Origin of the sequence: Pseudomonas sp. NBRC 111123 (genome assembly GCF_001320205.1) — a bacterium.
Taxonomy (GTDB): Bacteria; Pseudomonadota; Gammaproteobacteria; order Pseudomonadales; family Pseudomonadaceae; genus Aquipseudomonas; species Aquipseudomonas putida_J.
Window position 1 is genome coordinate 1 of the sequence record NZ_BCAZ01000056.1, and the last position, 25472, is coordinate 25472.

Below are 25472 nucleotides of genomic sequence, written 5' to 3' on the forward strand. Positions count from 1 at the left end.
CGCGCGATCTCACAGGCACCGAAAATGCTGCGTAGAACCCCTCACATCAACAGCCGGGAACTGGCCACCGCAACCACCGCCAGGCCCAGCAGCAGGTTGATGCCCACCATCCGCCGAATGCGCCCGAGTACCGCGGCGCCCGCCGGCCAGTCCTCGGCCTGCACCGCTGCCTTGAGCTCCGGCAGCAGCAATGCCTGGATGCGCATGAACAGCGCGAACATGGCAATCCCGCCGCCAATCATCACGTGTACATACTTGGGGGCGGTCTCGAAACCGCTGAAGCGCATGTGCAACATGCCGATACCACTTATCGCCAGAATCGCCACGGCCAGCCAGACCCAGACGAAGAAGCGTCGGAAAACTTCCACCCACAGGCGCAGGCGGGCAGGCCCTTCAAGGGCTGCAACCGTTGCCGGGCGCAGCACCAGCCAGGCGAAGAACATGCCGCCGACCCACACCAGGGCGGCAAGGACATGCAGTGTATAAGGCAGGGCAAAGGCAACCATCCGGATCTCCATGCGGCATAAAGGGCAATAGCGGGGTATGATAGCCGCCCCATGCGAAACACTGAAAATATATCCAGCCCTCCGGGCGCCTGCAGACCATGATCAGCAACGAACTCAAAGCCACCATCCAGGGCGCCTACACGCGTTTTCTCGAAGCCAAGAGCCTCAAGCCGCGGTATGGCCAGCGCCTGATGATCGCCGAAGTGGCCAAGGTGCTCGGCGACATCGCCTGGGACGACGAAGGCCGCCGTGCCGGCGAGCCCGCCGTGGTCGCGGTGGAAGCGGGTACCGGTACCGGCAAGACGGTCGCTTACGCCCTGGCCGCGATCCCGGCCGCCAAGGCCGCCGGCAAGCGCCTGGTGATCGCCACCGCGACCGTGGCCTTGCAGGAACAGATCGTCATCAAGGACCTGCCGGACCTGATGCGCAACAGCGGCCTGAACTTCAGCTTCGCCCTGGCCAAGGGGCGCGGCCGTTACCTGTGCCTGTCCAAGCTCGACATCCTGCTGCAGGAGGGCCACGCGCAGTCGGCCACTGCCCAGTTGTTCGAAGAAGAAGGCTTCCACATCGAGGTTGACGAGCGCAGCCAGAAGCTGTTCAACAGCATGATCGAAAAGCTCGCTGGCAACCGTTGGGACGGCGACCGCGACAGCTGGTCGGAGGCCATCGAGGACCAGGACTGGGCGCGCCTGACCACTGACCACAGCCAGTGTACCGGCCGCCACTGCCCGAATTTCCAGCAGTGTGTGTTCTACAAGGCCCGCGAGGGCATGGGCAAGGTCGATGTGATCGTCACCAACCACGACATGGTCCTGGCCGACCTGGCGCTGGGCGGTGGCGCGGTGCTGCCCGACCCGCGCGACACCCTGTACGTGTTCGACGAAGGCCACCACTTGCCAGACAAGGCCATCGGCCATTTCGCCCATTATTCGCGTCTGCGCTCCACTGCCGACTGGCTGGAACAGACTGCCAAGAACCTCACCAAGCTGCTGGCCCAGCACCCGTTGCCAGGCGACCTGGGCAAGTACATCGAACAGGTACCGGAGCTGGCGCGGGAAGTGCGCACCCAGCAGCAGTTCATGTTCACCCTGTGCGAGCAGGTCGCCGACTTCCGCCCCAGCGAGGACACCGAAGGCCGCGAGCGCCCGCGCTATCGCTTCGAGGGCGGTGTGGTGCCGGAGCAGATCCGCGAAGTCGGCATCGAATTGAAAAAGGGCTTCGCCCGCCTCAATGACCTGTTCACGCGCCTGGCCGACCTGCTCAAGGAAGGCATGGACGGTGAGGTCAACATCGGAATCGCCAGCCACCAAGCCGAGGAGTGGTACCCACTGTTCGGCAGCCTGGTCACGCGTGCCCAGGGCAACTGGGAGCTATGGACCGCGTTCACCGCCGAAGACCCGGAAGACAGCCCGCCCATGGCGCGTTGGCTGACGCTGGCCGAAAGCGGCGCGCTGTTCGACATCGAGGTCAATGCCAGCCCTATTCTTGCCGCTGAAATGCTGCGGCGCAGCCTCTGGAGTGTCGCCCATGGTGCTCTGGTGACCTCGGCCACACTGACCGCGCTGGGCAAGTTCGACCGCTTCCGCATGCGCTCGGGGTTGCCCCGCGATGCCGTCACCTGCGTGGTGCCCAGCCCGTTCGTGCACGGCGATGCCGGCCTGTTGCGGGTCCCCGACCTCAAGGCCGATCCGCGCGACGCGGCGGCACACACCGCAGCGATCATCCGCGAGCTGCCGGGCATCGTCGAGGATGCCCGTGGCGCGCTGGTGCTGTTCTCCTCGCGCAAGCAGATGCAGGAAGTGTTCGACGGCCTGGACCGCGACTGGCGCAAGCTGGTGCTGATCCAGGGCAACCTGTCCAAGCAGGAAACCCTGAACAAGCACAAGGCACGGGTCGACGATGGCCAGCACAGCGTGCTGTTCGGCCTGGCCAGCTTCGCCGAGGGTGTCGACCTGCCGGGGGCCTATTGTGAACATGTGGTCATCGCCAAGATCCCCTTCGCGGTGCCAGACGACCCGGTCGAAGCGGCCCTGGCCGAGTGGATCGAAGCCCGTGGTGGCAACCCGTTCATGGAGATTGCCGTGCCTGACGCCTCGCTGCGCCTGATCCAGGCCTGCGGCCGCCTGCTGCGTACCGAGCAGGATCGCGGCGTCATTACCTTGCTGGATCGGCGTCTGGTCACGCAGCGCTATGGCAAGGCTATTCTCAATGCGCTGCCGCCTTTCCGGCGGGAGATTTCCTGACGGCCGGAGCACGATGCGCCGGCCCGTTGTCCATTACTCAGTCGCGGGCCCATGAGGGCCTGGAAGGAGAGCCCCAGCCCTATGATCCGCCGCACCTTGCCCGTGGTAATTACCCTGTTGTTCAGCACGCCTTTGCTGGCCGGGCAGCAAACGCTGTTCAGCTTCGTCCGCCCGGCCTCGGTGGTCAATGTGGCGACCGAAGGCACCGGCATGCCGCAGTACAACGCGGAGCAGACGGCCGAAGGCGAGGTGCTCAGGCGGGTGGTGTTCAATCCGGTTGAACGGCCGACCCTGCGCCTGAGCCCGCAGAGCGGCGTGTGGGACTGGTCGGCTGGGCAGTTCCTTACCTTGCGTATGCAAAGCGCCCAGGATTGGGCTTTGACTGTCGACGTCAGCGTGCTCGGCAGCGATGGACGCACGCTGACCAGCCGTATCGACTTGCCCGCGGGGCCTGCGCAAACCGTCATGGTGCCGCTCAAGGCCAGTTCGCCGCTGAGCCAGGGCATGCGCGCCGGGCCGCCAATGCCATGGGCATACGAAGGTCAGCGGTTGCTGTTTACCAGCAGTGCAGGTGAGGTCGACCTCAAGCAGGTGGTGGCTGTCAGCCTGACCATACCTAACCCGAAGGTGGCGCAAAACCTGTTGATCGAGAGGGTCGGCATCCAGGACGACAACCTGGCCTACCAGGCGGCCTACCACGCGTTGATCGATGCCTACGGCCAGTCCACCCGGGGGCACTGGCCCGAGAAGATCGCCAATGACGATCAGCTCAAGGCCGCCGACAGTCGTGAACAGCAGCAACTCAAGAGCTGGCTGGCTGAACTTCAGAAACAGCCACTGGACAGCTACGGCGGCTTGCTGGCCGGGCCGGCGTTCGAAGCCAAGGGTTTTTTCCGCACGCAGAAGCGCGATGGTCGCTGGTACCTGGTTACGCCGGAGGGGCACCCGTTCTACTCGTTGGGCGTCAATGCCGTGGCTGCCGATGGTGGGCGCACCTACATTGCCGGCCGCGAGGGCATGTTCAAGGCCTTGCCAGGTGAAGGCGACGGTCTGACGGCCTTCTATGGTGAAGGCAACAACGACGATGGCAACGCCTCGTCCCAAGGGCGCAGTTTCAAGCAAGGCCGCTGGTTCGACTTCTATGCCGCGAACATCCAGCGCACCTATGGCAAACCGTGCCCGCCTGCCGCGCAAGGGCAAGCCGCCCCGGAATGCCCAACGCTGGCGCTGGACGCCGAGCGTTGGCAGGGGCACACCCTGGACCGGCTGCAGGCCTGGGGCTTCAATACCCTGGGCAACTGGAGCGACCCGGCCCTCGGCCAGGCCAAACGGATGCCCTATACCTTGCCGCTGTCGATTGTCGGTGACTATGCCAGCATCAGCACCGGCATGGATTGGTGGGGCCGCATGCCAGACCCGTTCGACCCACGGTTCGCCATGGCCACTGAACGCGCCGTGGCCATTGCCACGCGCGATCACCGTGACGACCCCTGGCTGATCGGTTATTTCGCCGACAATGAACTGGCCTGGGCGGCGCCCGGCAATGACCCCAAGGCGCGGTATGGCCTGGCCTACGGCACCTTGCGGCTGACTACCGATGTGCCAGCCAAGCGCGCCTTCCTCAAGCAGCTGCGCGACAAGTACCGCAACCAGCAGGGGCTGTCCAAGGCCTGGGGCATCGACCTGCAAGCCTGGGAGCTGATGGAAGACCCAGGCTTCGAGGCGCCGCTGCCGAATCCCGAGCACCCAGAGATCGAGCGTGATTACCAGTATTTCCAGCAGGTATTCGCCGAGACCTACTTCAAGACCATTGCCGACGCACTGAATTGGCATGCGCCCAACCACCTGTTGCTGGGCGGTCGCTATGCCGTGAGCACGCCGGAAGCCGTCAAGGCGTGCGCCGAGTTCTGCGATGTGCTGAGTTTCAATTTCTATACCCTCAAACCCGAAGATGGCTATGACTTCGCCCGCCTGGCCGAGCTCGACAAGCCAGTGCTGGTATCCGAATTCCAGTTTGGCTCGCGCGACCGTGGGCCGTTCTGGCCAGGGCCGGTGGAAGTGGCAAGGGAAGAGGACCGCGGGCCGGCCTACGGCAACTTCCTCAAGGCCGCCCTGGCACAGCCGATGGTCGTTGGCGCGCATTGGTTCCAGTACCTCGACCAACCGGCCAGCGGGCGCTTGCTCGATGGCGAGAATGGCCACTTGGGCCTGGTGGCGATCACCGATGTGGCGTACCCGGGGTTTGTCGAGGCCGTGCGCAAGAGCAACCTTCAGGCCGTTGGTCAGTTGCGCGGCGAACTGGAGAAAAAGGCCCCCTGAACGTCTATTGGGGCGCTCTGCGCCCCTGGTACAGATGACACCGCTGCTTCGACGCAGACCATCCGGCCCTGCCCAGTAGGCAAAACCGCCAACTACTGAAACAATGCACGCCTTTGTCAGCATGGTCGTACGGAGAACAGCGGGTGCAGATCCAGGGTCACTATGAGCTGAAGTTCGAAGCAGTACGCGAAGCGTTCGCGGCATTGTTCGAGGATCCCCAGGAGCGTGGCGCAGCGCTGTGCATCCAGGTCGGTGGCGAGACGGTCGTCGACCTGTGGGCGGGCAGCGCCGACAAGGACGGCCAGCAGGCCTGGCACAGCGATACCATCGCCAACCTGTTCTCCTGCACCAAGACTTTCACTGCCGTAACGGCGCTGCAGCTGGTGGGTGAGGGCAAGCTTGCCCTGGATGCCCCGGTGGCGCGCTACTGGCCGGAGTTCGCACAGGCCGGCAAGCAGAACATTACCCTGCGACAGTTGCTCAGCCACCGCGCCGGCCTGCCGGCCATCCGTGAGCTGCTGCCAGCTGAAGCCCTGTATGACTGGCAGACCATGGTCGACGCCCTGGCGGCCGAAACGCCTTGGTGGGCACCCGGCACCGAGCACGGTTATGCCGCCATCACCTACGGCTGGCTGATCGGTGAACTGATCCGCCGCGTCGATGGCCGTGGCCCGGGTGAGTCGATCGTCGCCCGTACCGCCCGGCCGCTGGGCCTGGACTTCCACGTAGGCCTGGCCGATGAAGCGTTCCACCGCGTGGCGCATATTGCCCGTGGCAAGGGTAACGCAGGTGATGCCGCGGCCCAGCGCCTGTTGCAGGTGACCATGCGTGAGCCCGAGGCGCTGTCGACCCGTGCGTTCACCAACCCGCCGGCCATCCTGACCAGCACCAACAAGCCTGAATGGCGGCGCATGCAGCAGCCGGCGGCCAATGGCCATGGCAATGCGCGCAGCCTGGCCGGCTTCTATGCCGGCCTGCTCGACGGCAGCCTGCTCGAATCCGAACTGCTTGATGAGCTGACCCGCGAACACAGCCTTGGCCAAGACCGTACCTTGTTGACCCAGACCCGTTTCGGCCTGGGTTGCATGCTCGACCAGCCCGATGTGGCGAATGCCACCTTCGGGCTCGGTGCCCGTGCCTTTGGCCATCCAGGCGCAGGCGGCTCGGTCGGTTTCGCCGACCCAGAGCACGACGTGGCCTTCGGTTTCGTGGTCAATACCCTCGGCCCTTACGTGCTCATGGATCCAAGAGCCCAGCAGCTGGTACGCGTGCTTGGCACTTGCCTTTGATCGGGTAAAGCGGGTATTACGCAACCCCTTTGACTATCCTCAATGCCAACGCCTGAAGTGCGTTGGCAAAATATCTATCAATTTCATGGTGTATCGCTGATGTCTTCACATAAAACCTTAGCTCTCGCCCTGTGCCTGGCCGCCATGACCGGTTGCGCCAGCCATTCCCAGGATGCCTCCAAGGATGGCGGCAGCAGCTGGTGGCCGTTCGGTTCGGACACGGTTGCCGACAAGGACGTGAAAGCGGCGGTAACCGAAAAAGTCGCCAAGGCCGATGCCAAGTCCGAGAGCGCCAGCCACTGGTGGTGGCCGTTTGGCGGTGATGACCAGCAGGCCAAAGGGCCGGTAGTACCGAAGATCGACGAAAAGGCCACCCAGGCCTGGCTGGACCAGTACGAGCCGAAGCTGCGTGAAGCGGTCAAGGACAGCAAGCTGGAGTTGGAGCGCCGTGACAACGTACTGGTGGTGACCATCCCCGTCGACAGCTCGTACAACCCGGATCGCCCGAACATGCTGCTGCCGATGACCCTGGGCCCGATCACCCGCGTGGCAAAAGCTGTCGAAGGTGACTCGAAGACTGCCGTGCTGGTGCTCGGCCATGCCGACACCAGCGGTGTGGCTGCTGCCAACCAGAAGTTGAGCCTGGAACGCGCCGCTTCGGTATCGGCGATCTTCCGACTGAGCGGGCTGCAGCGTGACCGCCTGTCGCTCAAGGGCATGGGCTCGGAAATGCCACGTGCCGCCAACGATAGCCCCGAAGGCCGTGCCCTGAACCGTCGTGTGGAAATGCTGCTGACGCCGCAGAACACCATGCTTGCGCTGCTGGCCAAGTACCAACAGGCGGCTCCTGTGGCCACCCCGGCTTCGATGGTTGCCGTGCAGGACGCCAAGGCGCCCGCGGCCAAGCCCGTAGAAGCCAAGAAACCGGCTGCCAAGCCAGCTGCGAAGAAAGCCGCTGCCAAACCTGCGGCGAAGACCACCGCCAAGAAAAAGGCCGCGCCAGCCAAGCCTGCCGCCAAGAAAGCCGCTACCACCGACAAGAAAGTAGCCGCCAACAGCCCTGCGAAGACCAACTGATCGTCAAGGATACGCAGCCATGACCCAATCCCTGGCCGATATGCGCCGCGACTACACCCGTGATGGCCTGGCCGAAGCCCAGGCCCCGGGTGAGCCGTTCGCCCTGTTCCACCAGTGGTTTGCCGATGCAGTGAAGACCGAGCAGCCACCGGTAGAGGCCAACGCCTTGACCCTCGCCACGGTCGATGGCGAGGGCCGCCCGCATTGCCGCGTGCTGCTGCTTAAGGGCCTCGATGACCGTGGTTTCACCTTCTTCACCAACTATGACAGCGCCAAGGGCCAGCAACTGCTGGCCAACCCGTTCGCTGCCATGACCTTCTTCTGGCCAGCGCTGGAGCGCCAGGTGCGAATCGAGGGGCAAGTGGAAAAGGTCACGGCCAAGGAGTCGGATGACTACTACCAGGTGCGCCCGCTGGGCAGCCGCCTGGGGGCCTGGGCGTCGCCGCAGAGCCGGGTGATTGCCAATCGTGAGGAGCTCGAAGCGTTGGTCAAGGCCACCGAAGCGCGCTTCTCCGACACCCAGCCGCATTGCCCGGAGCATTGGGGCGGTTACCGCCTGCTGCCGGAGCGGGTCGAGTTCTGGCAGGGGCGGGCCAGCCGCCTGCATGACCGCTTGAACTACCGCCTTGTCAACGGGCAGTGGGCGCGAGAGCGCCTTGCACCGTGACTACCTGGGGCCGCTTTTGCGGCCCCTTGCTTTTCTGATGCCACAACGTCTGCACACGACGATGAAGTAATCCGTGGCTATGCTTGGTCTGAGCTGTAACGCCCGCATTACTGTCCGTCATGGCTGTACAGGGGCTGAATGGAAATAAATTTTTTACGTTGGCGCCGTGACAGCCGTCAGTGCGCAGCGTCTAATGGACACCTGTTTTCTGGAGATTGTACCCATGCGTAAATCCGCTTTGCTGGTGGCGACGTTCACCACCATGTCGCTGCTGCTCGGTGGCTGTGCCTCGAGCCTGACCGGTGACAGCTACTCCCGTGATGAGGCCCGTCGCGTGCAGACCGTGCGCATGGGCACCATCGAATCCCTGCGTCCGGTCAAGATCGAAGGTACCAAGACGCCGATCGGCGGTGGTGCTGGCGCCATCGTTGGTGGTGTGGCTGGCAGCGCCGTTGGCGGTGGCCGCGGCAGCATCGTAGCGGCTGTAATCGGTGCCGTGGCCGGTGGCCTGGCAGGTTCGGCTGCCGAAGAAGGCATCACCCGTACCCAGGGTGTGGAAATCACTGTGCGTGAAGACGATGGCAGCATGCGCGCCTATGTCCAGGCCGTGCAGGAGAATGAAATCTTCCGCGTGGGTGACCGCGTGCGCATCATGACTGTTGACGGTACCAGCCGCGTTTCGCACTGATCGCTGCTGTAATTGAAACCCCGAACGGGCCAGGCCTGTTCGGGGTTTTTTGTTTTTCTGGGCTGGCGGCTCAGAGGCCGAGCATATCGCGAGCGACGGCCTCAGCAATGCGGATGCCATCCACACCAGCCGAAAGAATGCCACCTGCATACCCGGCACCTTCACCTGCCGGGAACAGCCCCTTCAGGTTCAGGCTCTGGTAGTCCGCGCCACGGGTAATGCGCAGCGGCGACGAGGTGCGTGTCTCGATCCCGGTCAACACCGCATCATGCAGGTTGTAGCCTTTGATCTGGCGGTCGAATGCCGGTAGCGCTTCGCGGATTGCCTCGATGGCGAAGTCCGGCAGGCTCGGCGCCAGGTCGCCCAGGGTCACCCCTGGCTTGTACGACGGCTCGACGCTGCCCAAGGCCGTGGACGGCTTGCCTGCGACGAAGTCACCCACCAGCTGCGCCGGTGCCTGGTAGTTGCTGCCCCCCATGACGTAGGCATGGGCTTCCAGGCGCTCCTGCAACTCGATGCCGGCCAGCGGGCCGCCCGGGTAGTCGCGCTCGGGGTCGATGCCGACGACGATGCCGGAGTTGGCGTTGCGCTCGTTACGCGAGTATTGGCTCATGCCATTGGTGACGACGCGGCCCGGTTCGCTGGTGGCGGCGACCACGGTACCGCCCGGGCACATGCAGAAGCTGTACACCGAACGGCCGTTCTTGGCGTGGTACACCAGCTTGTAGTCGGCTGCGCCGAGTTTCGGGTGGCCGGCGTACTTGCCCAGGCGCGCCTTGTCGATCAGCGTTTGTGGGTGCTCGATACGGAAGCCCACCGAGAACGGCTTGGCCTCCATGTACACGCCCTTGGCGTGCAGCATGCGGAAGGTGTCGCGGGCGCTGTGGCCCAGGGCCAGGACCACATGACGCGAGTGCAGCTGCTCACCGCTCTCCAGCACCACGCCGGTCAGCTGGCCGTCTTCGATCAGCAGGTCAGTGACCTTTTCCTGGAAGCGCACTTCGGCGCCCAAGGCGATCATGTCCTGGCGCATCTGCTCGACCATGCCGGTCAGGCGGAAGGTGCCGATGTGCGGTTTGTTGATGTACAGGATCTCGTCCGGCGCACCGGCCTTGACGAACTCTTCCAGGACTTTGCGGCCGTGGTGGTTCGGGTCTTTGATCTGGCTGTAGAGTTTGCCGTCCGAGAAGGTACCGGCGCCGCCTTCGCCGAACTGCACGTTGGACTCGGGGTTGAGCACGCTTTTGCGCCACAGGCCCCAGGTGTCCTTGGTGCGCTGGCGTACTTCCTTGCCGCGTTCAAGGATGATCGGCTTGAAGCCCATCTGCGCCAGCAGCAGGCCGGCGAAGATACCGCACGGGCCGAAACCGACCACGATCGGGCGTTCTTGCAGGCCGTCCGGAGCCTGGCCGACGAACTTGTAAGTAACGTCAGGTGCCTCGCCGATGTTGTGATCGTCGGCGAACTTGCTGAGCAGCTCGGCTTCGTTGCTGGCTTGCAGGTCGATGGTGTAGATGAACAGCAGCTCGCTGTTCTTCTTGCGCGCATCGTAGCTGCGCTTGAACAGGTTGAAGCTGAGCAGTTGCTCGTCGCGGATGCCCAGGCGCTGGACGATGGCTTCACGCAGGGCTTCGTCGGGATGGTCCAGGGGCAGCTTCAGTTCGGTGATTCGTAGCATGGCAGGGTCCAGTATCCCGGCCATGGGCGGCCGGCGGCTTTACACAAACCGCCAAGTATAAGCTGTTAGCCGCCCCGACTGGCAGGATAAAAGCGCCCGGCGATCAGTTGTCGCGCGCACCGCCGTAGTAACCGCAACCGTGCAGGGTCTGGCCGTCGATGCGTAGCTCGGCGCGCAGGTGGCGCACGGCGCCGGTCGCGCCATCGACGCAGCGCTGCGGGGCGACCCACAGTTCAACGTGCTGGCCGTTGGCTTCGCTGGTCAGGGTCAGGCCGCCGCCGGGTACTTCCTCTTCAAGGAACGGCAGGGGCAGCGGGTCTTTGCCGACGCGGTTGAGTACCATGCCTTTGCCGCTGGCCTTGATGTCCCAGTCCGGCTCATGGCCGTTGGCGCGCAAGGTCAGCTGCTTGAAGTTGGGGTCGTCGCACGCACGGGTGGAAGGCTCCAGGCGGTACAGGCGGCTGACTTCCAGCTGGCCATCGTTGTCGGCCTGCTTGCTACCGGTCAGGCGCCCGCGCACGTCGGCGAACAATTTGGCGTTGGCGTCCTTGGCCAGGCTGACGGACTCCTGAAGGATGCCGGTGCCGGCGACATCGTTGATCACGAAGTGGCGGCTTTCCCCGCAGGGCTTGAACAAGAGCCGGCCGCCACCAGCGCTCAGTTCGCCCTGCATGCGCGTGGTACCGATGTTCGGGTCACGGGGCTGCTCGGCCAGCAGCTGGCAGCCGGCGAACAGGGGCAGCAGGGCGCTGAGCAGCAGGGTAGGGGTGAGGCGCATGGGGCGGGCTCCGGGGGAATCTTTGCCAAAGAGCTGGCCACGTTACTCAGGCTGGGGGGCGATCACAAGCCCTCGATTGAATGTGCCGGCCTCTTCGCGGGTAAAACCGCTCCCACAGGGATCCCACAGGTTCTGAACACCGTGCAGTACCTGTGGGAGCGGGTTTACCCGCGAAGAGGCCGGCACAGGTCACTCATTTCTGACAGGCAGAAAAAAGGGCCCGAAGGCCCTTTTTCAGTCAACCACCCAGATACGCGTCGCGCACCTTCGGGTCGGTCAGCAGTGCCTCCCCCGTGCCCTGCATCACCACCCGGCCGTTCTCAAGCACATACGCACGGTCGGCGATCTTCAGCGCCTGGTTGGCGTTCTGCTCCACCAGGAACACCGTCACGCCATCACGACGCAGCTGTTCGATGATGTCGAAGATCTGCTGGATGATAATCGGCGCCAGCCCCAGCGAAGGTTCGTCGAGCAACAGCAGCTTGGGCTTGCTCATCAGCGCCCGGCCGATGGCCAGCATCTGCTGCTCGCCACCAGACATGGTGCCGCCGCGCTGGATGTAACGCTCCTTCAGGCGCGGGAACAGTTGCAGGACCTTGTCCAACTGCTCCTGGTAGTCGCCCTTGTCGGTGAAGAAACCGCCCATGGCCAGGTTTTCCTCGACGGTCAGGCGGGCGAACACTCGGCGCCCTTCCGGCACCACCGCGATGCTCTTGCGCATGATGTGCGAGGACGGCTGGCCGACCAGTTCTTCACCGAGGTACTTGATGCTGCCGCTGTGCGCCTGCGGCGAGCCGCACAGGGTCATCAGCAAGGTCGACTTGCCAGCGCCGTTGGCACCGATCAGGGTGACGATCTCGCCCTGATTGATCTCCACGTTGACGCTGTGCAGCGCCTGGATCTTGCCGTAGAAGGTGGAAACGTTCTCGAACTTCAGCATTTACGCTTCCCCCAGGTAGGCTTTGATCACATCAGGGTTGTCGCGGATCTCCTCAGGCGTGCCGTGGGCCAGGGGCGTGCCCTGGTTGATCACGACGATGTGGTCAGAGATGCTCATCACCAGCTTCATGTCGTGCTCGATCAGCAGCACGGTGACGTTGTGCGACTCGCGCAGGTAGGCGATCAGCGCCTTGAGGTCTTCGGTTTCCTTCGGGTTCAGGCCCGCGGCCGGTTCGTCGAGCATGATGATGCGAGGCTGGGTCATCATGCAGCGGGCGATTTCCAGGCGGCGCTGCTGGCCGTAGGCGAGGGTGCCGGCAGTACGGTTGGCGAACTCGGTCAGGTTGACCTTCTCCAGCCAGTACTGCGCGCGCTCCATGGCCTCCTTCTCGCTGCGGCGGAAGCTCGGGGTCTTGAACAGGCCGGCGAAGAAGTTGGTGTTCAGGTGGCGGTGCTGGGCGATCAGCAGGTTCTCCAGCGCGGTCATTTCCTTGAACAGGCGCACGTTCTGGAAGGTCCGCACCACGCCCTTGCGGGCGATCTGATGCCCGGCCAGGCCCTGGATCGGCTGGCCGTCGAGCAGGATGGTCCCGCCGCTTGGCTTGTAAAAGCCGGTCAGGCAGTTGAACACCGTGGTCTTGCCGGCACCGTTCGGGCCGATCAGCGCCACCACTTGTTTTTCCTTGACGGTCAGGGCCACGCCGTTGACCGCCAACAAGCCGCCGAAGCGCATGCTCAGGCCGCTGACTTGCAGAATTTCGCGGCTCATCGACGCAGCTCCATGTGGGGACGTTGCATAGGCAGCAGGCCTTGCGGACGCCAGATCATCATCAACACCATCAGCGCACCGAACATCAGCATCCGGTATTCGCTGAACTCACGCATCAGCTCCGGCAGCAGGATCATCACGATGGCCGCGAGAATCACGCCCAGTTGTGAGCCCATGCCGCCGAGCACGACGATGGCGAGGATGATCGCCGACTCGATGAAGGTGAACGACTCCGGCGTCACCAGGCCCTGGCGCGCAGCGAAGAAGCTGCCGGCGAAACCGGCGAAGCAGGCACCCAGGGTGAACGCCGAGAGCTTGATCACGGTGGGGTTCAGGCCCAGCGCACGGCAGGCGATCTCGTCCTCGCGCAGCGCTTCCCAGGCACGGCCGATCGGCATGCGCAGCAGGCGGTTGATCACGAACAGTGCCAACAGGGCCAGCAGCAGGGCGACCAGGTAGAGGAAGATGACCTTGTTGATCGAGTTGTATTCCAGCCCGAAGAACTCGTGGAAGGTCTGCATCCCCTCGGCGGCCTTGCGCTCGAAGGTCAGGCCGAAGAACTCCGGCTTGGGGATGTTGCTGATGCCGTTGGGGCCGCCGGTCCAGTCGGTGAGGTTGCGCAGGAACAGGCGGATGATCTCGCCGAAGCCGAGGGTCACGATCGCCAGGTAGTCACCGCGCAGGCGCAGCACCGGGAAGCCGAGCAGGAAACCGAAGGTGGCAGCCATCAGGCCGGCGATCGGCAGGCAGACCCAGAAGCTCCAGCCCAGGTAGTGCGAGAGCATCGCGTAGCTGTAGGCACCGACGGCGTAGAAACCGACGTAGCCGAGGTCGAGCAGACCGGCCAGGCCGACCACGATGTTCAGGCCCAGGCCCAGCAGCACGTAGATCAGGATCAGCGTGGCAATGTCGACCGCCCCGCGTGACCCGAAGAACGGCCATACCAGCGCCGCGACGATCAGGCCGATGATCACATAGCGCTGGGTTTTCGGCAGGGTCAGGTAGTTGCTGACGGCTGGCGGAATCAGCTTGCGGTCCGAGCGACGGCCCATCACCGAGCTCCACTGCTTGTCGAAAAGCACGCGCAGGAACATCAGCACCGAGCATACGGCGATGATACTGATGGTGAACGACCCTTGGCTGTGCACCGCCAGGCTGATGCCGTCGATGCTCAGTTTCAGGCCCAGCACCGGGAAGGCCACGGCCCAGACCAGCAAGGCGCTGAAGAACGCCTGTTTGAGATTTCTGTTCATACTTTTTCAACCTCCGGGCGGCCGAGGATGCCGGTCGGCCGGAACAGCAGGACAAGAACCAACAAGCCGAATGCCACCACGTCCTTGTACTGGTCGCCGAAGATGTCGGCGCCGAAGGCCTCGGCCACGCCCAGCACCAGCCCGCCGAGCATGGCGCCCGGGATGCTGCCGATGCCGCCCAGTACCGCCGCGGTGAAGGCCTTCAGGCCCACCAGGAAACCGGCGTTGGGGTTGATCACCCCGTACTGCATGCTCAGCAGCACGGCCGCCACGGCCGCCAGGGCGGCACCGATGACGAAGGTCAGGGCGATGATGTTGTTGGTGTTGATGCCCAGCAGGTTGGCCATCTTGATGTCCTCGGCGCAGGCGCGGCAGGCGCGGCCCAGACGGGAACGGGAGATGAACAGGGTCAGGCAGGTCATGGCCACCAGGGTGACCACGAACACCAGGATCTGCATGTAGGAAACCAGGACTTCTTCCGCACCACCGGGCCCGAAGGAGAAGCTCCCTGGGATCAGGTTGGGGATGGACTTGTCCTTCGAGTCTTGCGACAGCAAGACCGTGTTCTGCAGGAAGATCGACATGCCGATGGCAGAAATCAGCGGGATCAGGCGGTTGCTGTTGCGCAGGGGGCGGTAGGCAACCCGTTCGATGCTGTAGCCATAGGCACTGGTGACGCAGATCGTCGCGACGAAGGCGACGGTCATCAGGATCGGCAGCGAATGGATACCCATCATCGCCAGGCCCGCCAGGGCAATGAAGGCCACGTAGGAACCGATCATGTACACCTCGCCGTGGGCGAAGTTGATCATGCCGATGATGCCGTACACCATCGTGTAGCCGATGGCGATCAAGGCATAGGTGCTGCCGATGGTCAATCCATTAACCAGTTGTTGGATGAAATGGTAGATCTCAGGCATTACAGCGCTCCTAAAAACCTGATTAGCATTTCGCTGGCCGGGGTATGGCCAGGAAACCGCGGGTGACGGTTTTAAGATTTTCAGGTGGGTCGGCCCCCGGATCGCGGGGATCAGGCCCATGAACCTCGTAAAACAAAGCCCACTGCTCGCACAGTGGGCTTCTACGGTCAGCTATTAGTCACGCAGTTACTGAGGGGAGACTTCGGTCTTCGGTTTGCCGAAGTGCCATTCGTAAACCACGAACTTGAAGTCTTTCAGGTCGCCTTTTTCGTCGTACGACAGGGTGCCGGTCGGGGTCTTGAAGGAACCGGCGTGGATGGCGGCTGCCACCTTGTCGGTGTCTTCGGACTTGGCCGCTTCGATACCTTTGGCGATCAGTTCGACAGCCGAGTAGGCCGGGAACACGAACGGGCCGCTTGGGTCCTTGCCGTCCGCCTTGATGGCATCGACGATGGCCTTGTTTTCAGGGTCGGCGTCGAACGACTTCGGCAGGGTGACCAGCAGGCCTTCGGAAGCACCTTGGGCGATCTGCGAGATCGAGTCGTTACCCACGCCCTCTGGGCCCATGAACTTGGCTTTCAGGCCTTTTTCCTGTGCCTGGCGCAGGATCAGGCCCAGCTCAGGGTGGTAGCCGCCGTAGTAGACGAAGTCGACGTTGTTCTGCTTGAGCTTCTGGATGATCGAGGAGAAGTCCTTGTCACCGGCGTTCAGGCCTTCGAAGACGGCAACCTTGGTGCCTTTCTTCTCGAGGGTCTGCTTGACCGCGGTGGCGATGCCTTCACCGTACTGTTGCTTGTCGTGCAGGACGGCAACGACCTTCGGCTTGACGTGATCGGCAATGTAGTTGCCGGCGGCCGGGCCCTGGGCGCTGTCCAGGCCGATGGTGCGGAAGATCAGCTTGTAGCCACGGGCGGTGATTTCCGGCGAGGTGGCGGCCGGGGTGATCATGATCACGCCTTCGTCTTCGTAGATGTCGGACGCTGGCTGGGTGGAGCTGGAGCACAGGTGGCCGATGACGAACTTGACGCCGTCGTTGACCACTTTGTTGGCGACTGCCACGGCCTGTTTAGGGTCGCAGGCGTCGTCGTATTCCTTGGCTTCGAGCATCTTGCCATCGACGCCGCCCTTGGCGTTGATATCCTTGATGGCCTGCTTGGCGCCGATGAACTGCATGTCGCCGTATTGGGTCACAGGGCCGGTTTTAGGGCCCGCGATCCCGATCTTGATGGTATCGGCGGCAAACGAATGGCTGGCTACCCCGGCCAGTACCATTGCGGCGAACAGCTTGGAAATCTTGATCATAGTGCTCCACTCATTCTGTTGTAATTCTTATAGTCCTGGCGGCCAGGGCTACAGACCGGGCGGGATTTGCGGCATGGCCACGCCACACTGCATGCCCACCTTCCCCCGGAACATGTCCCGGAACTGTACCGGTACAGTGTAGAGCGCTGTTCGCGCGCTTGAAAAGCGGGCAAAAAGCGCCTATTCCGCGGCTTGTCGCATGGTCGACACAAAGATACAAAAAAGCGCCATCACTTTGCCTGCATCCTGGGCTCCACCCCACAACTTCGGAGCCAATCGACCAAATTACATATTTGAAACCGGGTTTTTCTGCAAAAATGCCGGCCTTTTTTCATTGGCCGAATTTGCGGGTACCAACCCATGACTGATCAAACAAGCACCCTCTATGCCAAATTGCTCGGCGAGACAGCGACAATCGAGTGGAAGGCTTTGGAGCGTTTCTGGGCCAAGGGTGACCTGATTTGGGTCGACCCCCGTCTCGACCTGATCGAGGTTGCCGCGGCAATGGCCGAGAATCGCAGCGAGATCTTCGCCAAGTGGCGTACTGATGGCACTGTTGGGCCGGTGACCACTGAGCAGGCGCTCGACCTGCAAAGCCGCGATCCAGAGATCTGGGCGGTGGTGGTTTCGCCGTTCATCGTGATCCAGGTGAAACAAGCGGAATAACAGTGCGCTTTTTTAGTGCTTAAAAATACGCAGCCGCCCCATGGTGGTGCTTATTGACGCTCACGTAAGGTGGAAGTAAGTAACAACGGCGGGGCGATTCGGCGGGGCGGTAACAGTTTACGGCATGCGTAATGGGGCCGCTGCTTGGCCCTTCGCGGGCAAGTCGGATCGCCGCACCGCCGCTCCCACAGGCCCGGCCCTGTCCGTGATCAACTCGTCCGGTATGGCTGTTCAGCGAAATCACCCGGGTCTTGCCGATGCGGTGGCGGAAGATCTCGCGCAGTTCCTGCGTGACTGCATCAAGATGAAGGTCATGGACCTGTCCGAAATGCATGCTGGCGGTGCCGGCAACGCGCCGATCCTCGGCCAGTACCTGGCGAAGATCATCCTCAACAAGGATACCTAACGCTTTTCCCGTGCCGACTGGAAGCTCATCCACTCGTACCTGATCGACTCCTGCGGCATCAAGGCCAACCAGTCGCGGCTGTACTTCGACATCTTCGGTGCTGGTGGCGGTACCGGTTCAGGCCAGTCGAAGACTCGGAGACCGCATTGGCAGAAGTGTTCGTAGAGGTCATAGTGCGCCATTTGCCTAATCTTCTGCCTGGAGTCGTTCATGAGTACTGCACTGCCTTCGCTGGGGTTTGCCGGGATTGGCTTGATGGGGCTGCCAATGTGTCGGCGCCTGCTGGCCGCGGGTTATCCGCTGACGGTCTGGAACCGCAGCCCGGAAAAATGCGCCGTGTTGGTGGCTGCAGGTGCGCGGTTGGCTGCGAGCCCCGCCGAGTTGTGCCGTGACAGCGACATGCTGCTGCTGTGCCTGGCCGACACAGCGGTAGTGCGCGAGGTGGTGTTTGGCGAGCAAGGGATCGCCGAGGGCGGACGCAGCGGGCAGCTGCTGGTGGACTTCTCCAGCCTCGAGCCGACCGCTACCCGGGAAATGGCCGCCGAGCTGGCTGCCCTGTGTGGCATGGCCTGGCTGGATGCCCCGGTATCCGGCGGTACACCTGGGGCCGAGGCGGGCACCTTGGCGATCATGGTGGGCGGCGAGGCCACCGACCTGCAGCGTGCGCGCCCGGTACTGCAAGTGCTTGGCCAGCGGGTGACGCACATGGGTGGTGTGGGGGCAGGGCAGGTGACCAAAGCCTGCAATCAGATGATCGTGGCCTGCAATGCCCTGGTGATTGCCGAGGTGGTGGCACTGGCCGAGCAGTCGGGCGTCGATGCCACTTTGATTGCTCAAGCCCTTGCTGGTGGCTTTGCCGATTCGAAGCCGCTGCAGATCCTGGCGCCGCAGATGGCCGAAAGCCGTTTCGAACCGATCAAGTGGCATGTGCGCACGTTGCTCAAGGACCTCGACGGTGCCGTCAAGCTCTCCCGCGAGCAGGGTGCGGCAACTCCCCTCAGTGGCCTCGCCGCGCAATTGATGCGCCTGCACGGTAGCCAGGGCTACCTGCAAAAAGATCCGGCGACCCTGGTAGAGCTGTATCGCAACAAGGGCTGAAGACAGTGTCCTGGCGATCGAGCTGGTCAAGCAGCGGGCGCAGCTCGCTGATTGGCACCGGGCGACCGAGCAGGTAGCCCTGCAGGTAATCGCAGCCGTTGCTGGCCAGGAACTGGTGTTGCTCGACGGTTTCGATGCCTTCGCAGACCACCTCCAGGTGCAGGGTGTGGGCCATGGCGATGATGGCTTGGACGATCTCGCGATCCTTCTGGCTGGCGGGCACATCCTGCAGGAATGAGCGGTCGATCTTCAGCACGTCCAAGGGCAGACGCTTGAGATAGGCCAGCGACGAGTAGCCGGTACCGAAATCGTCGATCGACAGGCCGACGCCGTGGCCACGGATGCGCTTGAGCAGATTCACCGTCTGCTGGATATCACCCATCAGGGCGTTTTCGGTGACTTCGAGCTCCAGATGGCGAGGTGCAAGGCCTGTCTGGAACAACGTCACCTCCACTTCATTGGGCAAGCTTTCGTGGCCCAGGGTCGCTGCCGAGCAATTGACCGTGACCTTCAGGCTGGCAAAACCATGCTGGTGAAGCCGCGCCAGGTCCTGGCAGGCGTGGCGTAACACCCAGAGGTCCAGGTCGACTATCAGGCCGTTGGCCTCGGCAATGCCGATGAACCTGTCGGGCCCCATCAACCCGTGCAGTGGGTGCTGCCAGCGCACCAGCGCTTCAAGCTTGGCCACCTGGCCGGTTCGCAAGTCGAAGATGGGTTGGTAATGCACGCACAAGCCTCGTTCTTCGAGCAGGGCAATGCGCAGCTCTTCTTCCAGTTGCAAAGCCAGGCTGGCGCGATTTTTAAGATTGCTGTTGAAAAAATTCAGGCTATTGCGCCCGCTGCCCTTGGATTGGTAGAGGGCCAGGTCGGCATGCTTGAGCAGTTCTTCGGCCGTCTGGCCGTCTTCGGGGAAGATACTGATGCCAATGCTGGTGGTCATGACCATGCGCCGGCCACCCAGGTCGATCGGATCCTTCATCCGTTGCATGATGCGCTGGGCCAGGTGGCGTGCCTCGTCGCGGTTGTTGAGGCTGGTAACCACGCAGAACTCGTCACCGCCGAAGCGGGCGACCAGGTCGTGGCTGCGGGTGGCGGCCTTGATGTGGTTGGCGATCACCTTGAGCAGTTCGTCGCCGGCGTCATGGCCGAGGCTGTCGTTGATCCGCTTGAAGTGGTCGATGTCGAGGAACATCAGCGCCAGACGGTTTTCGCTGGCATCCAGCTCTGCCAGGCGTTCGGCGAAGAGCTGGTTGAAACCACGCCGGTTGACCAGATTGGTCAGGGCATCGTAATGAGCTGCCTGCTGCAGGGATGCACGGGCCTGGTCCAGTTGGCTGAGCAATACACCGTAACGGCGCAGGTCGTCTTCCTTGCTTTGCAGCTTCTTGTCGGCCAGGGCAGCGCTGATGCTGCTGCCACTGATCAGCAAGGTGATGAAGGCCACGGTCAGTCCCAGCTGCAGGCTGTTGTCGGCAGATGGCAGGCTCAGGGCGGCAGAGGCCGGGATCACCATGGTCATGGCGGCCATGGCGGTGAAATGCGTGGCGACGATGCCGCCGGCCATCAGCAGGCTGGCGCCATACTTCATGGTCTGGTGCAGGGTGCCGCTGCCACTGCGGAAGTAACGGGCCAGCAGCAAGGCGGCCAGGCTGGTCAGCAGCGCGATGGCAGCGCTGCTCAGCAGCAGGCCGGTCTGGTAATACTGTTGGGCACCGGTCTGCAGCGCAGCCATGCCGACGAAATGCATCAGGATGATGCCCACGCCGATGAGCAGGGCGCTTTGCAGATAGTGACGCAGACGCATTTCGAGGCGGTCGAGGCTGGTCATCGCCATCCAGGCCACCACCAGTGCGATGAGCAGCGACAAGCCTGTGAGCGACACGTCGTAGTGCATTTCCACCGGGGCCCGGAAGGCCAACATGCTGATGAAATGCATGGCCCAGATGCCGCCTGCCAGGCAGCAGGCACCCAGCATGCGCCACTGCCGCTGTGCGGCGGGGTGTTCGCTGTGGGATTGGCGCTCGGCCATGTCGAGGGTGGCGAAGCAGGCTGCGCTGGCCACCGCGAAGGCGATCAGGATCAGCAGCGGTTCATGGCGGCAGTCGATTACGATGCGCCCGCTTACTGGCAGTTCAGTGAACAGTTGCAAACCCAGCCATTCCATCGCTTGCCCTTTGCTCGAGTTTTCACTCGTCTCCGTTCAAGCCCTGTGGAGACTGTCCTGGGGCAGTATAGGAACAGGTGGTTAAACCTTCCTGAATAATGGCACTTTGGCTTCTATGATTTGGTTATCAGGAAAATAGCCGGTTGGCATAACGAACCGAGGCCGCTTTGCGCCCCTTTCGTGACACAAGGCCGCTCCTACAGAAATATGCGATCTTCTGTAGGGGCGGCCTTGTGTCGTGAAAGGGGCGCTAAGCGGCCCCGGCAATATGGCGGGTTAATCAGCCCGCAACGAGTACGCGAATGGCTTCAAGCCGCAGTGCGGCCTTGTCCAGCATCGCCATGCCTTGTTCACGCTGCTTGCGCAGTGCCTCGATCTCGCTGTCACGCACGCTCGGGTTGACTGCCTGCAGTGCAGTCATGCGCGCCAGCTCTTCGTCGGCCTCGGCGGCCAGGCGGCGCTGGGCGTCAGCCACGCGCTCGACGTGGACCGGCATGACCTTGGCCTCACCGCCGCTGATGCGCTTGGCCAGCACGTCGCGCTGGGCCTGGACGAACTTGTTGGCGCTGGCACGCGGTACGCTTTCGAGCTGGTCGTTGAGGGTTTCGAACGCCACACGCGAAGCCAGGTCGTTGCCGTTGGCATCGAGCAGGCAGCGCAATGCCGCTGGCGGCAGGTAGCGGCCCAGTTGCAGGCTGCGTGGCGCCACCACCTCGCTGACGAACAGCAGTTCGAGCAGTACGGTACCCGGCTTGAGCGCCTTGTTCTTGATCAGCGCGACCGCGGTGTTGCCCATCGAGCCGGACAGCACCAGGTCCATGCCGCCCTGCACCATCGGGTGTTCCCAGGTGAGGAATTGCATGTCTTCACGCGACAGGGCCTGGGCGCGGTCGTAGGTGATGGTTACGCCTTCGTCGTCGCCCAGTGGGAAGCTGGCGTCGAGCATCTTCTCGCTCGGCTTGAGGATCAGGGCGTTTTCCGAATGGTCTTCGCTGTCGATGCCGAAGGCGTCGAACAGGGTCTCCATGTAGATCGGCAGGGCGAACTGGTCGTCCTGCTCGAGGATGGCCTCGACCAGCGCCTGGCCTTCACCGGCGCCGCCGGAGTTGAGCTCCAGCAGGCGGTCACGGCCGCTGTGCAGTTCTGCTTCCAGGCGCTCGCGCTCGCCGCGGGCCTCGCTGACCAGTGCGGTCCAGGCCTTGACATCGCCACCTTCGAGCATCGGCAGCAGGCGTGGGCCGAACTGGTGCTGCAGGGCGTTGCCGGTCGGGCAGGTATTGAGGAAGGCGTTGAGGCCATCGTGGTACCACTGGAACAGGCGCTCCTGCGGGCTGTCCTGCAGGTACGGGATGTGCAGTTCGATGGTGTGCTTCTGACCGATGCGGTCCAGGCGGCCGATACGCTGTTCGAGCAGGTCCGGGTGGGCCGGCAGGTCGAACATCACCAGGTGATGGGCGAACTGGAAGTTGCGGCCTTCACTGCCGATCTCGGAGCAGATCAATACCTGGGCGCCGAATTCCTCGTCGGCGAAGTAGGCGGCGGCGCGGTCGCGCTCAAGGATGCTCATGCCTTCGTGGAACACCGTGGCCGGGATGCCGGAGCGCACGCGCAGGGCGTCTTCCAGGTCCATGGCGGTTTCGGCGTGGGCACAGATCACCAGGACCTTGGTGCGCTTGAGCATCTTCAGCGTGTCGATCAGCCAGTCGACCCGTGGGTCGAAGCGCCACCAGCGTTCGTCATCGCTGATTTCACCCTGGGCCTGGAAGGCCACTTCCGGGTACAGCTCGGCGTGTTCGCCGGCTGGCAGGTCCTGATATTGCTCAGGATTGGCCAGCGGATAAGGGTGCAGCTGGCGCTCGGGGAAGCCCTGAACGGCGGCACGCGTGTTGCGGAACAGCACGCGGCCGGTGCCGTGGCGGTCGAGCAGCTCGCGGATCAGGCGGGCGCTGGCCTGGGTATCGCCATCGTTGACCGCCGCCAGCAGCGCTTCGCCTTCGGCGCCGAGGAAGCCCTGGATGGTGGCATGGGCCTTGGGTGACAAGCGGCCCTCTTCGAGCAGCTCCTGCACGGCTTCGGCCACCGGACGGTAGTTTTCGCTCTCGGCGCGGAACGCCGCGAGGTCGTGGAAACGGTTGGGGTCGAGCAGGCGCAGGCGCGCGAAGTGGCTATCCTGGCCGAGTTGTTCGGGGGTGGCGGTGAGCAGCAGCACGCCCGGGATGACCTGGGCCAGTTGCTCGACCAAGCCGTATTCGGCACTGACCTGCTCTTCATGCCACACCAGGTGGTGCGCCTCGTCGACTACCATCAGGTCCCAGCCAGCGGCGAACAGCGCGTCCTGGGCCTTTTCGTCATCGACCAGCCATTCCAGGGCGACCAACGCCAGTTGGGCATCCTCGAACGGGTTGCTGGCGTCGCTTTCAATGAAGCGCTCGGCGTCGAACAGGGCGACCTGCAGGTTGAAGCGCCGGCGCATTTCCACCAGCCACTGGTGCTGGAGGTTTTCCGGAACCAGGATCAGCACGCGGCTGGCGCGGCCGGACAGCAGCTGGCGGTGAATCACCAGGCCGGCCTCGATGGTCTTGCCCAGGCCTACTTCGTCGGCCAGCAATACGCGCGGGGCGCTGCGGTCGGCGACTTCGCGGGCGATGTGCAACTGGTGGGCGATCGGTTGCGCGCGGCAGCCACCCAGGCCCCACAGCGACGACTGCATCTGCTTGCTGGTGTGGTGCAGGGTGTTGTAACGCAGGCTGAACCACGACAGCGGGTCGATCTGCCCGGCGAACAGGCGGTCGCTGGCCAGGCGGAACTGGATGAAGTTCGACAGCTGGGTTTCGGGCAGGGTGCGAGCCTGGTTCTGGCCATCCAGGCCGTGGTAGACCATCAGCCCGTCGATGTCCTCGACTTCGCGCACGGTCAGCTTCCAGCCTTCGAAGTGGGTGATCTGGTCACCTGGCGAGAAGCGCACGCGGGTCAGCGGCGCATTGCGCAGGGAATACTGGCGGGTGTCGCCAGTGGCCGGGTAGAGCACGGTCAACAGGCGGCCATCCTGCGCCAGGATGGTCCCCAGGCCGAGCTCCGCTTCGCTGTCGCTGATCCAGCGTTGCCCCGGTTGATACTGCTGCGCCATACTGCCTGAACTCCCGCGATGAAAAGCCGGCTATGTTAACGGATAGGCCGGGCGGACCATAGACCAGAAGTCCATCAGTCTAGCTGTTTCATCGCAGAACACCGTCTTGCTGACGAGGGCTACGTACCGATATGCCGCTCAAGCACCGCTGGTTGCACACTTCCCTGGCCATGAGCAGCTTGCTGCTGCTGGCTGCCTGTGAACAGAAAAATTTCGAAACCCTGCCAGCGATCCCGGTCGAGCAGCTCGAAGTGCTGGGCGTGCAGACGCCGATCAAGAGCGTGCACTTTCGCGACCGCGACGGCGAGGGGCTGCTGGTGCTCAGCCGCAGCGATGGCCAGGCAGTCGACGCCGAATCCGAGCAGGAAGTCGACAAGGTAGTGCTCAAGGCCACCCTGTACGGGCGCGCTGCCGAGGGTGACGCGTTCAAGCCGCGCTGGCAGATCGAGCAGGAAACCACCTGCCCGGGGCTGGACCTGGATGTCGACTTCTATACCGATGTCAGTGACGTCAGTGACCTGAACAAGGACGGTGTCGCTGAAGTGACCGTGGCCAGCCACGCCTTTTGTGGTGGCGGCATCGATCCGCATGACATTGCCATCGAGATGCGTGAGGGGCAGAACGCCTACACCATCACTGGCCAGTCGTTGATCACACCGGCAGGCGAAGAGCCGGTCGGCGGTGAGCGTGAAGACAGCGCCTCGCTGAAAAATGCGCCGCAGGTGCTGCGCGAGCATATGGATTCGGTCTGGCAGCAGGTCTACAAGCGGCCTTGGAGCGAAGCCAGCCCGCCGGCCGACGACGACCCTGAGGACGATCCCGAGTGACAGCTGTCTATACTGGCATGACGCGGTCGTGAGTGGCCGCACCCCCATACCCTTGACGCTCAAGCTGGCTAACGGACGGCCGATACAGTGGGCACAGGAGAACTTCCATGCTGCCGCCGATCATCCCGCTCAGTGCCGCCCCGGTCACCTCGCAACTGGACCCGGTCAAACAGGCTCCCGACATCAAGCCGGTGGTACCTGTGCAGCCTTCGTCCAATGAAAGCGCCATCGACTTGAAGCAGCAGCGCGACCCGCAGGAGCAAGTGCTGTTGCTGCGCGAGGAGCAGCGTCGCCAGCAGCAACGGCGCAACAAAGGCGATGCCGAGCTTTACAACGCCGTGCCGGGTGATGAGGTCAACGCCGACAACACGGTGCCGGTAGCACCGCTGATGGGCGAGAACCCGCGCCAGGGCCTGTTGGTCGATATCGAAGTCTGACGCGGGGCTGGTCACGGCCAGCGCCTGGCTTCATGATGCAAGTCTCTGTAGACCGTCGAGCCCACCCATGAGTCAAGACAACCTCATCGACTTCGATGCCGAGCGCGCCAAGCGCATCCATGACCTCAAGGAAAAACGCCTGAACGAAGTGCGCCAGGCCTTCGAGCAGGCCATGCCGCTTTCCGCCGGGAAGAAAAAGAAACCCAAGGGCAAGCCCAAGAAGCGCTGAAACTTGACGCAGGTCAACCCTGCACCCGCCTCGCGTGCCCGGTCCCGGGCAGCATTGACCCTGATCAATTTTTCCCGCCCCCGTATTCGT

The 25472-nt window shown here is 63.2% G+C and carries 21 protein-coding genes and 1 pseudogene; 12 read left to right on the top strand and 10 right to left on the bottom strand.

Annotated features, from left to right (window positions below; genetic code table 11):
• Positions 1 to 41: 41 nt before the first annotated feature.
• On the bottom strand, positions 42 to 506 hold the full coding sequence (locus APH27_RS22295; RefSeq protein ID WP_027918941.1) for a CopD family protein: 465 nt from the start codon (positions 504 to 506) through the stop codon (positions 42 to 44).
• A gap of 98 nt (positions 507 to 604) precedes the next feature.
• Between APH27_RS22295 and dinG the strand changes: the two genes are divergently transcribed.
• The 6 genes from dinG (at position 605) to APH27_RS22325 (ending at position 8789) form a co-directional block, all read left to right on the top strand.
• Positions 605 to 2749, top strand: coding sequence for an ATP-dependent DNA helicase DinG (dinG, locus tag APH27_RS22300; protein ID WP_060485933.1), 2145 nt, complete (start codon positions 605 to 607; stop codon positions 2747 to 2749).
• An 81-nt stretch (positions 2750 to 2830) separates the two neighbouring features.
• On the top strand, positions 2831 to 5068 hold the full coding sequence (locus APH27_RS22305) for a beta-galactosidase (RefSeq protein WP_060485934.1): 2238 nt from the start codon (positions 2831 to 2833) through the stop codon (positions 5066 to 5068).
• A gap of 143 nt (positions 5069 to 5211) precedes the next feature.
• Positions 5212 to 6357: an EstA family serine hydrolase gene (locus APH27_RS22310; protein ID WP_027918938.1), complete on the top strand. Its 1146-nt coding sequence runs from the start codon at positions 5212 to 5214 to the stop codon at positions 6355 to 6357.
• A 99-nt stretch (positions 6358 to 6456) separates the two neighbouring features.
• Positions 6457 to 7434 carry an OmpA family protein gene (locus APH27_RS22315; protein WP_027918937.1) on the top strand — a complete coding sequence of 326 codons (978 nt, stop codon included), beginning with the start codon at positions 6457 to 6459 and terminating at the stop codon, positions 7432 to 7434.
• A gap of 19 nt (positions 7435 to 7453) precedes the next feature.
• Entirely contained in the window at positions 7454 to 8101 is a 648-nt protein-coding gene (pdxH, locus tag APH27_RS22320; protein ID WP_027918936.1) for a pyridoxamine 5'-phosphate oxidase, read from the top strand.
• A gap of 223 nt (positions 8102 to 8324) precedes the next feature.
• On the top strand, positions 8325 to 8789 hold the full coding sequence (locus APH27_RS22325) for a glycine zipper 2TM domain-containing protein (RefSeq protein ID WP_027594232.1): 465 nt from the start codon (positions 8325 to 8327) through the stop codon (positions 8787 to 8789).
• Positions 8790 to 8859: 70 nt separating this feature from the next.
• Here the strand turns inward: APH27_RS22325 and APH27_RS22330 are convergent, their stop codons facing one another.
• The 7 genes from APH27_RS22330 to APH27_RS22360 all read right to left on the bottom strand — a co-directional run bounded on the left by APH27_RS22330 (position 8860) and on the right by APH27_RS22360 (position 16428).
• Positions 8860 to 10467, bottom strand: coding sequence for an NAD(P)/FAD-dependent oxidoreductase (locus APH27_RS22330; RefSeq protein ID WP_060485935.1), 1608 nt, complete (start codon positions 10465 to 10467; stop codon positions 8860 to 8862).
• Positions 10468 to 10570: 103 nt separating this feature from the next.
• On the bottom strand, positions 10571 to 11245 hold the full coding sequence (locus APH27_RS22335; RefSeq protein WP_027918934.1) for a COG3650 family protein: 675 nt from the start codon (positions 11243 to 11245) through the stop codon (positions 10571 to 10573).
• Between the two features lie 238 nt (positions 11246 to 11483).
• Positions 11484 to 12185 carry an ABC transporter ATP-binding protein gene (locus APH27_RS22340; RefSeq protein ID WP_003254879.1) on the bottom strand — a complete coding sequence of 234 codons (702 nt, stop codon included), beginning with the start codon at positions 12183 to 12185 and terminating at the stop codon, positions 11484 to 11486.
• A complete protein-coding gene (gene livG, locus APH27_RS22345; protein WP_003254878.1) occupies positions 12186 to 12953 on the bottom strand; it encodes a high-affinity branched-chain amino acid ABC transporter ATP-binding protein LivG in 768 nt (255 codons plus the stop codon).
• Positions 12950 to 14206 (bottom strand): high-affinity branched-chain amino acid ABC transporter permease LivM, encoded by a 1257-nt coding sequence (locus APH27_RS22350; protein WP_027918933.1) that lies wholly within the window; start codon positions 14204 to 14206, stop codon positions 12950 to 12952. The genes livG and APH27_RS22350 overlap by 4 nt, the downstream gene beginning before the upstream one ends.
• Positions 14203 to 15126 carry a high-affinity branched-chain amino acid ABC transporter permease LivH gene (gene livH / locus APH27_RS22355; RefSeq protein WP_027918932.1) on the bottom strand — a complete coding sequence of 308 codons (924 nt, stop codon included), beginning with the start codon at positions 15124 to 15126 and terminating at the stop codon, positions 14203 to 14205. The genes APH27_RS22350 and livH overlap by 4 nt, the downstream gene beginning before the upstream one ends.
• Positions 15127 to 15312: 186 nt before the next feature.
• Entirely contained in the window at positions 15313 to 16428 is a 1116-nt protein-coding gene (locus APH27_RS22360) for a branched-chain amino acid ABC transporter substrate-binding protein (protein WP_027918931.1), read from the bottom strand.
• Positions 16429 to 16788: 360 nt separating this feature from the next.
• On the opposite strand from APH27_RS22360, the gene APH27_RS22365 reads away from it, so the two are divergent.
• The 3 genes and pseudogenes from APH27_RS22365 to APH27_RS22380 all read left to right on the top strand — a co-directional run bounded on the left by APH27_RS22365 (position 16789) and on the right by APH27_RS22380 (position 18598).
• The gene (locus APH27_RS22365) at positions 16789 to 17094 is read left to right on the top strand and encodes a DUF2288 domain-containing protein (RefSeq protein ID WP_027918930.1); all 306 of its coding nucleotides are present in this window, start codon (positions 16789 to 16791) and stop codon (positions 17092 to 17094) included.
• A 283-nt stretch (positions 17095 to 17377) separates the two neighbouring features.
• Positions 17378 to 17629 (top strand): annotated as a pseudogene (locus APH27_RS26205) (hypothetical protein); the annotation flags it as partial.
• Between the two features lie 81 nt (positions 17630 to 17710).
• Positions 17711 to 18598 (top strand): NAD(P)-dependent oxidoreductase, encoded by an 888-nt coding sequence (locus APH27_RS22380; RefSeq protein WP_060485938.1) that lies wholly within the window; start codon positions 17711 to 17713, stop codon positions 18596 to 18598.
• On the opposite strand, the gene APH27_RS22385 is transcribed toward APH27_RS22380, so the two are convergent.
• Together APH27_RS22385 and rapA are read right to left on the bottom strand one after the other, a co-directional pair.
• On the bottom strand, positions 18498 to 20762 hold the full coding sequence (locus APH27_RS22385) for a bifunctional diguanylate cyclase/phosphodiesterase (RefSeq protein ID WP_060485939.1): 2265 nt from the start codon (positions 20760 to 20762) through the stop codon (positions 18498 to 18500). The genes APH27_RS22380 and APH27_RS22385 overlap by 101 nt on opposite strands.
• Positions 20763 to 21042: 280 nt before the next feature.
• Entirely contained in the window at positions 21043 to 23889 is a 2847-nt protein-coding gene (rapA, locus tag APH27_RS22390) for an RNA polymerase-associated protein RapA (protein WP_060485940.1), read from the bottom strand.
• Positions 23890 to 24020: 131 nt separating this feature from the next.
• Between rapA and APH27_RS22395 the strand changes: the two genes are divergently transcribed.
• From APH27_RS22395 to APH27_RS26660, 3 genes are all read left to right on the top strand, one after another.
• Complete coding sequence (locus APH27_RS22395) at positions 24021 to 24716, top strand: M949_RS01915 family surface polysaccharide biosynthesis protein (RefSeq protein WP_060485941.1); 696 nt, start codon at positions 24021 to 24023, stop codon at positions 24714 to 24716.
• Between the two features lie 107 nt (positions 24717 to 24823).
• Positions 24824 to 25153, top strand: coding sequence for a hypothetical protein (locus tag APH27_RS22400; protein ID WP_027918925.1), 330 nt, complete (start codon positions 24824 to 24826; stop codon positions 25151 to 25153).
• A 67-nt stretch (positions 25154 to 25220) separates the two neighbouring features.
• Complete coding sequence (locus APH27_RS26660; protein WP_177331711.1) at positions 25221 to 25382, top strand: hypothetical protein; 162 nt, start codon at positions 25221 to 25223, stop codon at positions 25380 to 25382.
• Positions 25383 to 25472: the final 90 nt, after the last annotated feature.

What these genes read in the sequence shown, in the direction of transcription:
- APH27_RS22360 (WP_027918931.1), bottom strand. Translation starts at nt 16,428, where the DNA reads ATGATCAAGATTTCCAAGCTGTTCGCCGCAATGGTACTGGCCGGGGTA.
- dinG (WP_060485933.1), top strand. Translation starts at nt 605, where the DNA reads ATGATCAGCAACGAACTCAAAGCCACCATCCAGGGCGCCTACACGCGT.
- livG (WP_003254878.1), bottom strand. Translation starts at nt 12,953, where the DNA reads ATGAGCCGCGAAATTCTGCAAGTCAGCGGCCTGAGCATGCGCTTCGGC.
- APH27_RS22365 (WP_027918930.1), top strand. Translation starts at nt 16,789, where the DNA reads ATGACTGATCAAACAAGCACCCTCTATGCCAAATTGCTCGGCGAGACA.
- APH27_RS26660 (WP_177331711.1), top strand. Translation starts at nt 25,221, where the DNA reads ATGAGTCAAGACAACCTCATCGACTTCGATGCCGAGCGCGCCAAGCGC.
- pdxH (WP_027918936.1), top strand. Translation starts at nt 7,454, where the DNA reads ATGACCCAATCCCTGGCCGATATGCGCCGCGACTACACCCGTGATGGC.
- APH27_RS22385 (WP_060485939.1), bottom strand. Translation starts at nt 20,762, where the DNA reads ATGGAATGGCTGGGTTTGCAACTGTTCACTGAACTGCCAGTAAGCGGG.
- APH27_RS22340 (WP_003254879.1), bottom strand. Translation starts at nt 12,185, where the DNA reads ATGCTGAAGTTCGAGAACGTTTCCACCTTCTACGGCAAGATCCAGGCG.
- APH27_RS22305 (WP_060485934.1), top strand. Translation starts at nt 2,831, where the DNA reads ATGATCCGCCGCACCTTGCCCGTGGTAATTACCCTGTTGTTCAGCACG.
- livH (WP_027918932.1), bottom strand. Translation starts at nt 15,126, where the DNA reads ATGCCTGAGATCTACCATTTCATCCAACAACTGGTTAATGGATTGACC.
- APH27_RS22335 (WP_027918934.1), bottom strand. Translation starts at nt 11,245, where the DNA reads ATGCGCCTCACCCCTACCCTGCTGCTCAGCGCCCTGCTGCCCCTGTTC.
- rapA (WP_060485940.1), bottom strand. Translation starts at nt 23,889, where the DNA reads ATGGCGCAGCAGTATCAACCGGGGCAACGCTGGATCAGCGACAGCGAA.
- APH27_RS22330 (WP_060485935.1), bottom strand. Translation starts at nt 10,467, where the DNA reads ATGCTACGAATCACCGAACTGAAGCTGCCCCTGGACCATCCCGACGAA.
- APH27_RS22395 (WP_060485941.1), top strand. Translation starts at nt 24,021, where the DNA reads ATGCCGCTCAAGCACCGCTGGTTGCACACTTCCCTGGCCATGAGCAGC.
- APH27_RS22400 (WP_027918925.1), top strand. Translation starts at nt 24,824, where the DNA reads ATGCTGCCGCCGATCATCCCGCTCAGTGCCGCCCCGGTCACCTCGCAA.
- APH27_RS22350 (WP_027918933.1), bottom strand. Translation starts at nt 14,206, where the DNA reads ATGAACAGAAATCTCAAACAGGCGTTCTTCAGCGCCTTGCTGGTCTGG.
- APH27_RS22295 (WP_027918941.1), bottom strand. Translation starts at nt 506, where the DNA reads ATGGTTGCCTTTGCCCTGCCTTATACACTGCATGTCCTTGCCGCCCTG.
- APH27_RS22325 (WP_027594232.1), top strand. Translation starts at nt 8,325, where the DNA reads ATGCGTAAATCCGCTTTGCTGGTGGCGACGTTCACCACCATGTCGCTG.
- APH27_RS22380 (WP_060485938.1), top strand. Translation starts at nt 17,711, where the DNA reads ATGAGTACTGCACTGCCTTCGCTGGGGTTTGCCGGGATTGGCTTGATG.
- APH27_RS22315 (WP_027918937.1), top strand. Translation starts at nt 6,457, where the DNA reads ATGTCTTCACATAAAACCTTAGCTCTCGCCCTGTGCCTGGCCGCCATG.